The organism is Actinoplanes italicus (genome assembly GCF_003001815.1).
GTDB lineage: Bacteria > Actinomycetota > Actinomycetes > Mycobacteriales > Micromonosporaceae > Actinoplanes > Actinoplanes italicus.
In genome coordinates, this window is record NZ_PVMZ01000012.1 from 268,567 (window position 1) to 282,725 (window position 14,159).

Consider the following 14,159-nt stretch of genomic DNA (forward strand, 5'->3'; position numbering starts at 1 on the left):
GAGTGACTGGGGTTCAGGCATGTGAGACGGCTCCCGGTTCGGCGGCGTTGCTGCGCCGTAAGCTACCGGTCCGCAACCGGCCTGCACCCTGGCCTATCGGCTGATGGTGATCATTCGCGCGGACCGAAGCGCCGGTGACCGTCCGTGTGGGTTGCGGGGCCGTCACGCAACGTACAGAAATTGGATAGGGTGATCGATGTGAAACTCGGCCTGCACATCTCTTCCTTCACCTGGCCCGACGGTGCACAGCGGCTCGGGCCGGTGTTCGCCGGCATCGCGTCGGCCGCCGACGACGCGGGCTTCGACCGGATCAGCGTGATGGACCACGTCTGGCAGATCCACGTGAACGGGCCGCCCGAACAGGAGATGCTCGAGGCCTACACGGCGCTCGGCTTCCTGGCGGCGCACACCCACCGGGCGAAACTGCTCACCCTGGTGACCGGGGTGGTCTACCGCGAGCCGGGCCTGCTGGCCAAGGCGGTGACGACGCTCGACGTGCTCTCCGGCGGCCGGGCGATGCTGGGCATCGGCGCCGCGTGGAACGAGGAGGAGTCGCGTGGGCTGGGCCTGCCGTTCCCGCCGACGGCCGAGCGGTTCGAGCGGCTGGAGGAGGCGCTGCGGATCTGCCGGCAGATGTTCGACGGCGGCGAGGCCGCGTTCGAGGGCGTGCACTACCGGCTGACCCGCCCGCTGAACTCGCCGCTGCCGCTGAGCCGCCCGCGTCCGCCGATCCTGGTCGGCGGTGGTGGGGAGAAGAAGACGCTGCTGCTGGTCGCCAAGTACGCCGACGCCTGCAACCTGATGAACGACGCGCTGCCGCACAAGCTGGACGTGCTGAAACGGCACTGTGACGCGGTCGGCCGCGACTACGACGAGATCGAGAAGACGGTGCTCTACCGGTTCACCGACGACCCGGCAGACACGGAGAAGGCGGCCCGCGGGTTCGCCGGGCTGGGCATCACGGTCATGCACGGCTCGGTCCGTGACGTGTGGGAGAAGACCGGGCAGCTGGCCCTGCACGTGGAGGCGGTGAGGGACCTGTGAGCATCGAGGCGGTCGTCTTCGACCTGGACGGCGTCATCATCGACACCGAGGAGGTCTGGGAGGAGGTCCGGCGCGGCTACGTCGCCGAGTTCGGACGGGAGTTCCTGCCCGACAGCCAGGACCGGATGATGGGCATGAGCACGGGGGAGTGGTCCGCGCACCTCGCTGAGGAGGTGGGCGTTCCCCGTACCGCCGAAGAGGTCGCCGCCGACGTCCTGGGCCGCATGGCGGGACGTTATCGCCAAGCCCTCCCGTTGATTCCCGGCTCGGTGGAGACCGTGCGGGCGCTGAGCGGGCGATACCGCCTGGCGCTGGCCAGTTCGTCCGCACGGATCCTGATCGACCAGGTGCTGGAGACCGCCGGGCTGACCGGTGTCTTCGAGGTGACGCTCTCCACCGAGGAGGTGCCGCGTGGCAAGCCGCACCCCGACGTCTACCTCACGGCGGTTGCGAAGCTGGGCCTCACGCCGGAGGTCTGCGCCGCTGTCGAGGACTCCAGCAACGGCCTGCGTTCGGCCGCCGCGGCCGGTCTCACCGTGATCGCCGTGCCGCACGGTGTCTACCCGCCGGCCGACGACGCGCTGGCCGGGGCGACGCTGGTGGTGAAGGCGATCACCGAGGTGACCCCTGAGGCGGTTTCAAACCTTCATCGATAGGGGTACGTCGCGGGTCACACTCATGGAGGTGACCCGTGACGGGACTCCGGCTCGACGTGGGGTTCGTCGACTATCTGATTCTGGCGATCTATTTCGTCACCGTTCTCGGCGTCGGGTTCGCCGCCCGCCGCGCGATCACCAGCAGCGCCGACTTCTTCCTCTCCGGCCGGTCGATGCCGGCCTGGGTGACGGGACTGGCCTTCATCTCGGCCAACCTGGGCGCCCTCGAGATCGTCGGCATGGCTGCGAACGGCGCGCAGTACGGCCTGATGACGCTGCACTACTACTGGATCGGCGCGGTGCCGGCCATGGTCTTCCTCGGCATCGTGATGATGCCGTTCTACTACGGCTCCAAGGTGCGCAGCGTCCCCGAGTTCCTGCGGCTGCGGTTCAACCGGCCCACCCACCTGTTCAACGCGGCGAGTTTCGCGGTTGCGCAGGTGCTGATCGCCGGCGTCAACCTGTACGCCCTGGCGCTGATCCTCCAGGCTCTGCTCGGCTGGCAGCTCTGGACGTCGATCGTGGTGGGCGCCGTGATCGTGCTCGCCTACATCGTGCTGGGTGGCCTCTCCGCGGCGATCTACAACGAGGTGCTGCAGTTCTTCGTGATCATCGCGGGCCTCCTGCCGATCACGATCATCGGCCTGGTCAAGGTCGGCGGCATCGACGGGCTCTTCGAGAAGGTACGCCAGGGCCCGCTCGGCGAGGCCGGCCTGCACACCTGGTCGAACACCGGCGGCACCGACAACCCGCTCGGCGCCAGCTGGATCGGGATCGTGTTCGGGCTCGGCTTCGTGCTGTCGTTCGGCTACTGGACGACGAACTTCGCCGAGGTTCAGCGGGCACTCAGCGCCAAGGACATGAGCGCGGCCCGGCGTACCCCGATCATCGGCGCGTTCCCGAAGCTGTTGATCCCGGCCGTGACCGTGATCCCCGGCCTGATCGCGCTGGTCACCGTGCAGGGCCTGGGCGCGCCGGAGGGCGACCTCACCTACAACAACGCCATCCCGCTGCTGATGCGTGACCTGCTGCCGAACGGCGTGCTCGGGGTCGCGGTGACCGGTCTGGTGGCGTCGTTCATGGCCGGTATGGCCGCGAACGTGAGCGGCTTCAACACGGTGTTCACCTATGACATCTGGCAGACGTACGTCCGCAAGGACCGGGACGACGCCTACTACGTACGGGTGGGCCGCGTCGCGACGGTCGCCGGGATCGTGGTCGGTATCGGCACGGCGTTCATCGCGGCCGGTTTCGACAACATCATGAACTACATCCAGGCGCTGTTCTCGCTGTTCAACGCGCCGCTCTTCGCCACCTTCATCGTCGGCATGTTCTGGAAGCGGATGTCGGCGTGGGCCGGGTTCTGGTCGCTGCTGCTGGGCTTCCTGGCCGCGTTCGCCCTCTACATCGCGCACCTGACCGAGGTCGTCAAGTTCAACTCCGACCTGGAGCAGAGTTTCTGGGGTGCCGGTCTGGCCTTCGTGACCGCCGTCGTGGTGGCACTGGTGATCACCCCGTTCACCCCGGGCAAACGCGACGACGAACTGCAGGGCCTGGTGTACGGCATGGGCGGCATGACCGCCGGCGACACGGTCGCCGCCGACCGGGTCTGGTGGCGTAACCCGGTACTGCTGGGTGTCGTGGCCGTGGTCCTGGCGATCGCGCTGTACATCCCCGTCTGGTAAAGGGAGGCGAGAATCATGGCGGAACGCAAACTCGCGCGCCTGTTCGACGTACGACGGGTGATCGGCGGCCTGTTCGTGGTCTACGGCGTGATCGTCACGTTGATCGGCGTCCTCGACGGCCCGTCGGAGCTGGAGAAGGCGCAGGGCGTACGCATCAATCTCTGGATGGGTCTGGGCATGCTCGCCGTGGGCCTTCTGATGCTGCTCTGGCTGCGTCTCAACCCTCCGAAGGAGCCGAAGCCCGAGCCGGAGGCGGAGCAGCCGGTTCGCGAGGATTGATTGCCGGTCGGGTGTGCCCGGGCGGTGAAGTGGTTTCAGGGGGGCCACGAATCGTCAACCCGGGCCCTGGTCCGGCCGATTACCTGGGCATGGAACCCCTCGCCTCAATCAGCGGCCTCGCTACCGAGGCCTCCCGCCGGCCCATCGGCTGGCAGGTGCAGCTACGTGTCGACTACGTCGTCAACAAGGTGATGCAGACGCATCGCGGTCAGTCGGAGGACACCGTCCAGCAGGCCATCCAGGATCAGCTCAAGATCTATGGGGTCGTGCCCAACAAACGCCAGGTCTCGCAGTACGCGTCGGCGATCTCGTCGCTGCCGCCGATTCCCCCGGGCGGCTGATCCTCAGCCGGCTCGGAAACGCAGGATCCGGTCGTCTCCGTCGCGTGTGTCGCCGCGGCCGTCGGTGTTCGAGGTGGTCAGCCACAACGAACCGTCCGGCGCCACGGCGACCGTGCGGAGCCGTCCATACTTCCCGGTCAACTCCGCCTTCGTCGAGCCGCCGCCGAGCGGCACCGTCCAGAGTCGTTCGCCTTTCAGGGCCGCGACGTAGAGGGTGCCGCCGGCCACGGCGGCGCCGCTCGGGGACGCGTCGTCGGTGCCCCACTGCACGATCGGGTTCACGTAGCGGTCGTCGTCGTTGCGGCCCTCGACCTCCGGCCAACCGTAGTTCTTGCCGGCCTCGATGACGTTGACCTCGTCCCAGCGGTCCTGACCGAACTCGATGCCGTACATCCGGCCCTGCGCGTCCCAGGCGATGCCCTGCACGTTGCGGTGGCCCAGACTCCAGACCGGCGAGCCCGCCCACGGGTTGCCCGGCGCCGGACGGCCCTCCGGCGTGAGCCGCAGGATCTTGCCGGCCGGGTCCTCGCGGTTCTGTGACCGTTCCTCCTCGCTCGCGTCCCCGGTGCCCACATAGAGCATCCCGTCCGGACCGAACGCGATCCGCCCGCCGTTGTGCCGCGATCCCCGCACGATCCCGTCGAAGATCACTTCCGGGGCGCCGCCGGACAGCTTGAACCGGATGATCCGGTTGTCCCGGGCCGCGGTGAAGTAGGCGTACACCCAGTCGTCGCGCACGGCCAGGCCGAGCAGGCCGCCCTCGCCGCCGGACCGCACGCCGGCCACCCGGTAGACCTCCGCGGGCTGTCCGCCCGGTGTGATCCGCAGGATGCGGCCGGTGTCGCGTTCGGCCACCAGCGCGCTGCCGTCCTTTTGGAACGCCAGGCCCCACGGCACGTCGAGGCCGGTGGCGACCGTCTCGGGGGCGCCCAGATCGGGTTCGGCCGCGGGGGACGCGGCGGCCGGGGCGGCTGGTGCCGAGACCGTGGGGACCGGTGCGACGGTCGGCGGTGCCGTCTCCCCGCCGGTGGAGCAGCCCGCGGTGAGAAGGGCGGCGGCGAGGAGTGATCGGCGGAACATCATCACTCCACCCTGCCACGATCCGCGAATGTTGCCCTGTGCCCAATACGTGCTAAATGGCGCTATTCGCCGGAAGTCGGGCAGGATCCGGACCAAGATGGTCCGGTGCGGTACCGGGCCGCGCAGGGCGGAGATGTGGGTTTTGCGAGCCATCGGACGGCCGGTCACGGCCGCGATCCTCACCCTCACCACCCTTCTCGGGTACGCGCCACAACCGGCCCTGGCCGACCGGGCTGTCGGCGTGCCGCCCCGGATCCTGCGCCACGAACCCGTCCCCGGACCGATCAACTGGAAGCCCTGTCCCGAGGACGAACGCGTCCAGTGCGGCACGATGCGGGTGCCGGTGGACTGGTCCGCGCCGCTCGGCCCGCAGATCGACCTGCAACTGGCCCGAAGCCCGGCCGGCGACGCGTCCGCCCGGATCGGCACCCTGATGGTCAACCCCGGCGGACCCGGTGTGTCCGCCATGAACCTCGCCCTCGACCACGAGTTCTTCAACCCCGAGGTGCGCCGCCGGTTCGACATCGTCGGCATCGACCCGCGCGGTGTCGGCCGCAGCGCGCCGATCCTGTGCGACCAGGATCTGGTCGACGCGAAACCGCCGCCGCTGTTCACCAGCGAGGACGAGTTCAAGAAGGCCGAGGACTACAACCGGCGGCTGGCCGCGGACTGCTCCGGCCGCAGCGGCCCGGTCTACGACCACGCCGACACCATCAGCGTGGTCCGCGACATGGAGGCGGTCCGGATCGCGCTCGGCGTGAACGAGATCAGTTTCTACGGGGCGTCGTACGGCACCCTGATCGGCCAGCTCTACGCCGAGCGGTACCCGGACCGGATACGGGCCCTCGCCCTGGACAGTGTGATGGACCACAGCGCCGGTGTGGACGCCTTCCTGAACCAGACCGCCGAGGCCGTTCAGGCGGCGTTCGACCAGTTCGTGGCCTGGTGCGGCCGCGACGAGAAGTGCGTCCTGCGCGGACAGGACCTCCGCGTGATCTGGGCCGATCTGATGAAACGGGCCACTGCGGGGACACTCGTGGACCCGTACGACCCGCCGAGCCGGATCCGGCCGTGGGACCTGATCTCCGCCGCGTTCAGCGCCTTCTACGACCCCCAGTGGTACTCGTTCGCCCACTATCTGAAGGACGCGCACGACCCGGCGCCCACGACGTCCCTGCTGGCCCGGTCGGCGGCCCCGCGGCTCGAGGAGATCACCCCGCACAGCTTCCCGGCGGTCATCTGCCAGGACTGGGCGCTGCCGATGAACGGCTTCACCGGGTACCGCGACCGCCTGCGCGCGCTGGCCGGAAAGGCGCCGCAGATGCAGGCCTCACCGCTCGCGCTGACCGCGGTCTCCGGCTGCCTCGGACGCGCCGCCGCGCCCGTCAACCCGCAGCGCCCGATCCCGCCGGCCGACAGCCCGGTCCTGGTGGTCAACGCCCGGTACGACCCGGCCACCGCCTACCCCTGGGCGCAGCAGGTGACCCGCCAGCTGGGGCCGTCCGCCCGGCTGCTCACCTACCAGGGCTGGGGCCACGTGGCGTACAGCCACAGCAAGTGCGTGAGCGCGGCCGTCGACCGCTACCTCACCGACCTGAGCCTGCCGCCCGAGCCGGCGACCTGTCCCGCGGTCGAGCCGAAGCCGTTCGGGGTCGGCTGAGCGTTGCTTATCCGCCTCCGTCCCGGTAGGCAGATATGGACGACCGAGAATGTCCAATCTGGAGGGCTGATGCGGTTCCTGCCCGCGCTGACAGCGCTGTCACTGACCACCCTGGGATTCGTGGCCACCTCACCGCCGGCGGTCGCGGGCGGGCACGCCGCGATCAAGGAGCCGACCGCGATCGGGTACGGCGGAGCGGTCGCCACCGTCGACGCCGACGCCACCGCGATCGGGCTGGACGTGCTGCGGCGCGGCGGCAACGCGGTGGACGCCGCGGTCGCCGCCGCCGCGGCGCTCGGCGTGACCGAGCCGTTCTCGGCCGGCATCGGCGGTGGTGGCTTCTTCGTGTACTACGACGCGCGGACGCGACGCGTCTCCACGATCGACGGACGGGAGACCGCGCCGGCGGCCGCGACCGAGAAGTACTTCATCGACCCGGCGGACGGGCTGCCGTACGACTTCGCCGAAGCCCGGGTCAGCGGCCTCTCCGCCGGCGCGCCGGGAACCGTGGCCACCTGGGAGTCCGCGCTGCGCAAGTGGGGAACCCGGTCGCTGTCCGCCTCGCTGCAGCCGGCCGCCCGCCTCGCCGAACGCGGGTTCGAGGTCGACGCCACGTTCCGTCAGCAGGTCGCCGACAACGCCGCCGCGTTCGGGCAGTTCACCTCGAGCCGCGAGCTGTACCTGCCGGGCGGGGCGCCGCCCGCGGTCGGCTCGATCCAGCGCAACCCCGACCTGGCGGACACGTACCGGCTGATCGCGCGCAAGGGAACCGACGTGTTCTACCGCGGGGCCGTCGCGGGCGACATCGTCGAGACCGTCCAGCACCCGCCGGTCGCCGCCGACCCGTGGGGCGCCTGGGCGTACCCGATCCGGCCGGGTGTGCTCACCCGCGCCGACCTGGCCGGATACCGTCTGCGGCACCCGGAGCCGACCCGCTCGGACTACCGCGGGCTCACCGTGTACGGCATGTCGGCGCCGTCGAGCGGCGGCACCGCGGTCGGCGAGGCGCTCAACATCATCGAGGCGGGACTGCCCGGCTCGGCGACCACGACCGGCAAGCTCCACCAGTACCTCGAGGCGACGGCGCTCGCGTTCGCCGACCGGAATCGGTACGTGGGGGCGTACACGGATCCCTCGGTGTTGAAGAAGTTGATCTCGGATCGCTGGGCGAAGCAGCGCGCGTGCCTGGTGGACCGCACGAAGGCCCTGGTCAAGCCGGTGGCGCCGGGCGACCTGAACGGCTCCGGATGCGCGACGACCGCGGCCGGGAAACCGGTCGAGGAGGGGCAGAGCACCACCAACCTGACCGTCGCCGACCGGTGGGGCAACGTCGTCGAGTACACCTTCACGATCGAGGCGACCGGCGGCAACACGATGGTCGTACCCGGACGCGGTTTCCTCCTCAACAACGAACTGACCGACTTCAACTTCGCGCCGACGCAGGGCACCGCTCCCGACCCGAACCTGCCCGGCCCCGGCAAGCGCCCGCGCAGCTCGATGTCGCCGACGATCGTGCTCAAGGACGGCAGGCCGTTCCTGGCGCTGGGCTCGCCGGGCGGCGCCACCATCATCACCACGGTCACCCAGCTGCTGGTCAACCGGCTCGACCTGCGGATGACCCTGCCCGAGGCGATGGCCGCGCCGCGCGCCTCGCAGCGCAACAGCGCCGGCATCCAGGCCGAACCGGCGTTCCGGACCCTCTACGGGCCCTCGCTCACCCCGCTCGGCCACACGTTCGGCGCCGACACCCCGGAGCTCGGCGCGGCCACCGCCATCGAGTTCACCCGGGGCGGCGGCTTCATCGCCTCCGCTGAGCCGTCACGCCGTGGCGGGGGAGCGGCCGCGGTGGTGCACCCCACCCGCTGAGAACCTGCGAACTCCCCGGTCGATCGGCGATCATGTACCGATCGATCGGGGAGTGGACATGAGTTTCGAGAATCTCGCGCCGGACGAGGGCAACCTGGAGACGTTCTCCCTGGCCACCCGCAGGGTCATCCGGTTCGGTGCGGTCTACCTGGTGGTCGTCGCGCTCGTCACCGCGTTGCTGCTCTCGGTGGCGGACCGGCTGGCCAGCGGCGCCGTCGACCCGACCGTGTCCGGCACCGAGGCGTGGCTGACGCTCAGCCTGCTGATCGTCAACCTCGTGCTGTTCGTGTGCATCGTGGGCCTGGTCGTCTCCACGATCGTCTGGATCGTCAGCGCCCACCGGGTCCGGCCGACCGGCCCCGGCGCGGCCGGTTACGCCGGACTGTTCCTGGCCGTGGTGCTGATCGCGCTGCCCAACCTGCTCGTGCTGCCGGCCCTGCCGGAGGCCGCCATGAGCCTCGCCGGATTCGGCGCCCTGCTCGCCGGGGTGCTGATGACCCGGGCACAGGTCCGCCGCGAGACCGGGCGTCCCGACCTGGGCGGACGCCCGCGCACCATCCTGCAGAGCGACGACTGGGACGCCTCCAAGTGGGATCCCGAGGTGCACCGCGACATCGAGCGCCGCGGCCGCCCCACCGACTAACGGATCTCCAGGGGGAGGCGCACCAGCACGGTCGTGCCCGAGTCGCCGCCGGTCAGCTCGATGCTGCCCTCGTGCTTCTCCACCACCGCACGGCTCAGCGTCAGACCCAGGCCGCTGCCCGGCAGCACCACCCGATCATGCCCGCGTGCCGTCCGGAAATGGCCGGTGAACAGCTGCTCCCGCTCCGCGCGGGGCACGTCCGCCGCCGCGTCCGAGACGGCCAGTTCGGCGGTCCGCCCGGTGTTGCGCAGCGACACCGCCACGTGGCCGCCGTCCGGACTGAACCGGACCGCGCTGCCCAGCAGGTTCTCCACGATGTGCCGCAGACGGTCCCGGTCGCCCGGCATGATCAGCTCGCCCGGCAGGTCGGCGTCGATGACCACGGGCGACCCGTCGATCGCCACGCGCGCCCGGTCCACCACCTCACGGACCACGGCGGCGAGATCCATCGGGGTACGCCGAACGTCCGCGTGCCCCGCGTCGAGCGCCGACAACTCCAGCAGCTCGTTGATGATCTCGCGGAGCTGGTTGGTGTTGCGCTCGATCACCTTGATCAGGCGCGGACCGTCCCGGACGAGCGTCGGCTCGTCGGCCTCCCGCAGCAGCTCGGTGTACGCGCTGATCGACGTGAGCGGGGTGCGCAGCTCGTGCCCGATCAGTGCCAGGTACTCGTCCTTGCTCCTGGTCAGCTGCCGCTGCAGATCCTCCACCCGGCGCCGCTCCACGAACTGCCCCAGATGCGCGGCGATCCCCGACATCAGCGCGACCAGCTCGTCCTCCGGATCCTCCACCGAGTCGGCGAAAACGGTCAGCACCCCGATCGGCCCGGAACCGTCGTGCACCGGGATCGCCAGGGCGGTGTGCAGACGGTCCGCCGAGGTGTCCGGGGAGATCAGGCTCTGCGGACGGCCCACGTCACGGATCCACAGCGGCTTGTCCACCTGCCAGGCCCGGCCCGCCAGGCCCTGGCCGTACGCCAGCCGCTCCGGCACCGGGATCCCCGACGGCCAGCCCGGCGCGCTCCACCGTGCGGCCGCGCGGATCGTCTGGCCGTCGACCGTCCACAGCTCGGCGTGCACCCAGTTGAGGGTCGCGACCACCGCCTCCAGCACCCGCGGGCCGGCGGCCTCGATGCTGGGCGCTCCGGCCAGCGCCGTCGTCACCGCCAGCTCACAGCTGCGGAACCGCTCCGCCCGCCGCTGCCGGGTCACGTCCTGCACCGCCTGCACGGCACCGGCGACCCCGCCGTCCACCCCGCGGATCGGCTGCGCGTCCATCAGGAAGTACCTGGTCCTGGTGCCCCGCCCGTGCGCCGCGATCGGCTCGTCGCGTACCCGCTCGCCGCGCAATGCCCGGAACAGTCCCAGCTCGTCACGCCGCAGCGGCATCCCCGAGCCGTCGGTCAGCCCGGTCACGTCCTCGACCGGCGAGTCGCCCCACAGCCGGCGCATCCGCTCGTTGACGAACACCACCCCGCCGTCGGCGTCGCACGCGGCCACCCCATCGTGCAGGCTGTCCAGCACCGCATCGAGAAACCGGTGCTGCTGCTCCAGCTCGTAGCGGGCGAGCTGTTCACCGATCAGCAGGGTCGCCACCTCGGCCGCCTCAGCGACGGCGGCCACCTGCTCGGCCGTCCAGTCCCGCGGCCGGTGGTCGTAGGCGCAGCACACCCCGAGCACCATGCCCATCCGATCGTGCACCGGGTAACCCAGGTAGGCGCCGCCGTGCTCACGCAGCACCCCGTCCGGCACCCGGTCGTCGGCGAGCGCGTCCCGGATCGCGAGTGTGTCCCCGGTGCGCACCACGATGCCGCCGAGCGAGTCCTCCAAGCTGGTGTGACTGACCTCGTCCCAGTCCGCCGCCACACCCCAGCTGCCGTAGAGGCGCAGCCGGTTCCCCTCGACGAACTGCACACAGGCACTCGGAGCGGCGGCGGCGCGGGCCGTCAACGCCGCGAGCTGGTCGGCCGATCCGCTGGTCAGGATTCCGCGGTGCAGCGACGTACCCAGAAAACCGGTGTTTCTCCGGCTCCTGGCTTCTCCGGGGTTCGTGGTGCTGTTGGGGTTCGTGGTGCTGTTGGGGTTCGTGGTGCTGTTGGGGTTCGTGGTGCTGTTGGGGTTCGTGGTGCTGTTGGGGTTCGTGGTGCTGTTCGGGTTCGCGGTGCTGTTCGGGTTCGCGGTGCTGTTCGGGTTCGCGGTGCTGTTCGGGTTCGCGGTGCTGTTCGGGTTCGCGGCGGCCGTCGGCGAGCCTGGACGCTCGTCGACGGCCGTCCCCCCGTGGAGTCCGGCCACGCGTGCCGGTGCCGCGGCTCCCGCCGCTTGCGCTCTCCCGGACCGCCCGGCGTCACCGGGGCCTTCCTGCCGCATGGCCGACCTCCACCCTCAAGCCTAGATGCGCGAAAGGGCTAAAACCGGCAAATCGTTGCGGCTGGCCCGCGCGTCCCGGTGTGCCCCGTCATACTGAGAGTCGGCCGGTCGGGCGCAGGTCTTTGGCCCGGTCTCAGCTCCGTTCGTACCGCAGATCGGTGATCGGCCGGCCCGCCACCGCACCACGCCGCTCGAATTTCGTCTCCGGCCGCCCGTGCGGTTTCTCCAGCAGGCGTCGCAGATGGGGATCCGCGTCCAGCGTCTCCGCCATCGCCACCGCGTACTCCGGCCAGTCGGTCGCGCAGTGCAGCACCCCGCCCGGCCGCAGGCGATCCCGCAGCAGCGCGACATTGGCCGGCTGGATCAGACGCCGCTTGTGATGCCGGGCCTTCGGCCACGGATCCGGGAAGAACACGTGCACAGCGTCCAGCGCCCCCGGCGCGATCCGGTGCACCAGCTGCATGGCATCGCCGCAGGCCACCCGCACATTGCCGAGTCCCAGCTCCCCGACGAGCGCCAGCAGGTTGCCGATCCCCGGCGTGTGAACCTCGACACCGAGATAGCCCCGCCCGGGATCCGCCGCCGCCATCGCGGCCGTGGCATCCCCCATCCCGAACCCGATCTCCAGCACCACCGGAACCCCGGCGCCGAACAACTCGGCCAGATCCAGCGGCGTCCGGTCACCGTCGGTGACCATCAGCCCGAACCGCGGCCACAGCGCGGCATGTGCGTCGGCGTGGCGGCTGCTCATCCGCCCGCGTCGCGGATGGAAGGTGCGAATCGGCCTGGCTGCGGAGGTTCCGGTCTCATTCATGGCGCGCCAACCTTAGAACCCGCCACCACCCACAACGAAATCCCAACCCCTTCCTCGGTACGCCCAACGCGCCCGACACCCCGGCTTGCGGGGCGACCCGCACCCACCAGCGAGCCCCAGGTGACCACCCACGCCGTTCCGCCCCTTTGCGTGGTGATCTGTGCCCGTCGGCGAGCCGCTGGTCACCACCCACGTCGTTCCGCGCTGTTGTGTGGTGATTCGCGCCCACCGGCGAGCCGCAGGTCACCACCCACGTCGTTCCGCCCCTTTGCGTGGTGATTCGCGCCCGTCGGCGAGCCGCTGGTCGCCACGCGCGCCGTTCCGCGCTGTTGTGTGGTGATCTGTGCCCGTCGGCGAGCCGCTGGTCGCCACGCGCGTCGTTCCGCGCTGTTGTGTGGTGATCTGTGCCCGTCGGCGAGCCGTAGGTGACCACGTACGCCGTTCGGCGCTGTTGTGTGGTGATCTGTGCCCGTCGGCGAGCCGCTGGTGACCACGTACGCCGTTCGGCGCTGTTGTGTGGTGATTAGCGCCCACCGGCGAGCCGCAGGTCACCACGGGAGGGGCGCGCGGGCTGGGCCTTTCGGGTTTCCGGCCGGGAACGGCTCAGGTGCGGAACGGTTGCGACGAACTCTGAGGGGTGTAGGTGACAGGCGGGACTTGGGGGGTTCGGCCATGGGAAAGGTCGGTCGAGTGGCGTTCGTGCTGGCGGTGGGCCTGAGTGGCGCGCTGATCCAGCCGGCAGCGGGGCAGGCCGCGGGGCTGCCGGGAACGGTGGCCTACGTGCGGGGCGGGGATGTCTACGTCGGTGCGGGCGCGGCGGAGAAGCGCCTGACCACGGGTGGCGGACATTCCCGGCCGCGCTGGTCGCCGGATGGACGGCGGCTCGCCTTTCTGCGCCAGGGCCGGCTCTGGACGATGTCGGCGGACGGCGGCGCGCAGACCCGGCTCAGCACACGCCCGGCGGCCGGGCCGTCGTGGTCACCGGACGGGAGGTGGATCGCGTTCGCGTCGCTGTCCTGCACCGGCGGTCCGGGTGTCTATCGGATCCCATCCACCGGCAACGCGAAGCCGGAGGTGCTGTTTCCCCGGGACTGCCGCACCGAGGAACTGCCCGAGGAGGCCGAGGCCGCCGCGGCTACGGGCTCGCTGAACGACCGGCTCCGCCACGACGACGCGGTCGCCTGGTCACCGGACGGCACCCGGCTGGCGTTCCGCGGCGGTGACTGCGAGTCGACCTATGACGCCTGCCTCACCATCGGGACGGTGGACAACGGGGCGGAGAAGACCGTGGCGGCGTACGGCGGTGGCAGTCTCCAGAACAGGGGCTACGCGGTAGTGCCCAGCTGGCGTGCCGACGGGCGGAAACTGTCCTGGACCGCCTACCAGGAGGGCGAGACCCCGGCCGACAGCAAGCCGGTCCACCTGGTCGAATACGACGTGGCCACCGGTACGAAACGAACCGTCGGCAGCGCCCTGGACCGTGAACTCGCCTACATCGACGCTGACCGGGCCGTGATCACCAGCCGGAACAGGGGTGGCAGCTGGCTCGCCGTCCTGGCCCTGACGAACGGCACACGCACCCTGCTCCGGGCGGGTTCCCAGCCCAGCGTCCAGCCCACCACCCGCTGACCCGATCGATCCCGGCCCCTCCCGCTACTCGGAGCCTCCGCAGCCAGTCCGGACATTGCCGCACCCGGACGCTGCCGCACCCGGACGCTGCCGCAC

Annotated in this window: 12 protein-coding genes; 9 read left to right on the forward strand and 3 right to left on the reverse strand. The window is 70.7% G+C overall.

The genetic code is table 11. The features are described 5' to 3' along the window. Window positions 1–189: 189 nt before the first annotated feature. The 5 genes from CLV67_RS28190 (at window position 190) to CLV67_RS28210 (ending at window position 4,005) form a co-directional block, all read left to right on the forward strand. Entirely contained in the window at window positions 190–1,044 is an 855-nt protein-coding gene (locus CLV67_RS28190) for an LLM class F420-dependent oxidoreductase (RefSeq protein WP_239166595.1), read from the forward strand. Beyond that, window positions 1,041–1,700 (forward strand): HAD family hydrolase, encoded by a 660-nt coding sequence (locus tag CLV67_RS28195; protein WP_106323628.1) that lies wholly within the window; start codon window positions 1,041–1,043, stop codon window positions 1,698–1,700. The genes CLV67_RS28190 and CLV67_RS28195 overlap by 4 nt, the downstream gene beginning before the upstream one ends. Window positions 1,701–1,735: 35 nt before the next feature. Then, window positions 1,736–3,385, forward strand: a complete 1,650-nt coding sequence (locus CLV67_RS28200; RefSeq protein ID WP_106323630.1) for a sodium:solute symporter family protein — start codon at window positions 1,736–1,738, stop codon at window positions 3,383–3,385. A 15-nt stretch (window positions 3,386–3,400) separates the two neighbouring features. Continuing rightward, window positions 3,401–3,664 carry a hypothetical protein gene (locus CLV67_RS28205; RefSeq protein WP_106323632.1) on the forward strand — a complete coding sequence of 88 codons (264 nt, stop codon included), beginning with the start codon at window positions 3,401–3,403 and terminating at the stop codon, window positions 3,662–3,664. 89 nt (window positions 3,665–3,753) lie between these two features. Then, window positions 3,754–4,005 (forward strand): hypothetical protein, encoded by a 252-nt coding sequence (locus CLV67_RS28210; RefSeq protein WP_170154028.1) that lies wholly within the window; start codon window positions 3,754–3,756, stop codon window positions 4,003–4,005. A gap of 3 nt (window positions 4,006–4,008) precedes the next feature. Here the strand turns inward: CLV67_RS28210 and CLV67_RS28215 are convergent, their stop codons facing one another. Next, window positions 4,009–5,085, reverse strand: coding sequence for a PQQ-dependent sugar dehydrogenase (locus CLV67_RS28215; RefSeq protein ID WP_170154030.1), 1,077 nt, complete (start codon window positions 5,083–5,085; stop codon window positions 4,009–4,011). A 133-nt stretch (window positions 5,086–5,218) separates the two neighbouring features. Here CLV67_RS28215 and CLV67_RS28220 point away from each other — a divergent pair, with 133 nt between their 5' ends. The 3 genes from CLV67_RS28220 (at window position 5,219) to CLV67_RS28230 (ending at window position 9,254) form a co-directional block, all read left to right on the forward strand. Further along, on the forward strand, window positions 5,219–6,745 hold the full coding sequence (locus CLV67_RS28220; RefSeq protein WP_170154029.1) for an alpha/beta hydrolase: 1,527 nt from the start codon (window positions 5,219–5,221) through the stop codon (window positions 6,743–6,745). Between the two features lie 69 nt (window positions 6,746–6,814). Then, window positions 6,815–8,611 (forward strand): gamma-glutamyltransferase, encoded by a 1,797-nt coding sequence (ggt, locus tag CLV67_RS28225; RefSeq protein ID WP_106323638.1) that lies wholly within the window; start codon window positions 6,815–6,817, stop codon window positions 8,609–8,611. A 58-nt stretch (window positions 8,612–8,669) separates the two neighbouring features. After that, window positions 8,670–9,254: a hypothetical protein gene (locus CLV67_RS28230; protein ID WP_146169314.1), complete on the forward strand. Its 585-nt coding sequence runs from the start codon at window positions 8,670–8,672 to the stop codon at window positions 9,252–9,254. On the opposite strand, the gene CLV67_RS28235 is transcribed toward CLV67_RS28230, so the two are convergent. Beyond that, window positions 9,251–11,620, reverse strand: a complete 2,370-nt coding sequence (locus CLV67_RS28235) for an ATP-binding protein (RefSeq protein ID WP_249037971.1) — start codon at window positions 11,618–11,620, stop codon at window positions 9,251–9,253. The two genes, CLV67_RS28230 and CLV67_RS28235, sit on opposite strands and share 4 nt — an antisense overlap. Before the next feature lie 133 nt (window positions 11,621–11,753). Continuing rightward, the gene (gene trmB / locus CLV67_RS28240; RefSeq protein WP_106323642.1) at window positions 11,754–12,434 is read right to left on the reverse strand and encodes a tRNA (guanosine(46)-N7)-methyltransferase TrmB; all 681 of its coding nucleotides are present in this window, start codon (window positions 12,432–12,434) and stop codon (window positions 11,754–11,756) included. Between the two features lie 672 nt (window positions 12,435–13,106). Between trmB and CLV67_RS28245 the strand changes: the two genes are divergently transcribed. Next, complete coding sequence (locus tag CLV67_RS28245; RefSeq protein ID WP_106323644.1) at window positions 13,107–14,063, forward strand: TolB family protein; 957 nt, start codon at window positions 13,107–13,109, stop codon at window positions 14,061–14,063. Window positions 14,064–14,159 lie beyond the last annotated feature (96 nt).

Coding starts and splice junctions, on each gene's coding strand:
- CLV67_RS28210 (WP_170154028.1), top strand. CDS start 3,754: ATGGAACCCCTCGCCTCAATCAGCGGCCTCGCTACCGAGGCCTCCCGC.
- CLV67_RS28245 (WP_106323644.1), top strand. CDS start 13,107: ATGGGAAAGGTCGGTCGAGTGGCGTTCGTGCTGGCGGTGGGCCTGAGT.
- CLV67_RS28235 (WP_249037971.1), bottom strand. CDS start 11,620: ATGCGGCAGGAAGGCCCCGGTGACGCCGGGCGGTCCGGGAGAGCGCAA.
- CLV67_RS28220 (WP_170154029.1), top strand. CDS start 5,219: ATGTGGGTTTTGCGAGCCATCGGACGGCCGGTCACGGCCGCGATCCTC.
- CLV67_RS28230 (WP_146169314.1), top strand. CDS start 8,670: ATGAGTTTCGAGAATCTCGCGCCGGACGAGGGCAACCTGGAGACGTTC.
- trmB (WP_106323642.1), bottom strand. CDS start 12,434: ATGAATGAGACCGGAACCTCCGCAGCCAGGCCGATTCGCACCTTCCAT.
- CLV67_RS28205 (WP_106323632.1), top strand. CDS start 3,401: ATGGCGGAACGCAAACTCGCGCGCCTGTTCGACGTACGACGGGTGATC.
- CLV67_RS28215 (WP_170154030.1), bottom strand. CDS start 5,085: ATGTTCCGCCGATCACTCCTCGCCGCCGCCCTTCTCACCGCGGGCTGC.
- ggt (WP_106323638.1), top strand. CDS start 6,815: ATGCGGTTCCTGCCCGCGCTGACAGCGCTGTCACTGACCACCCTGGGA.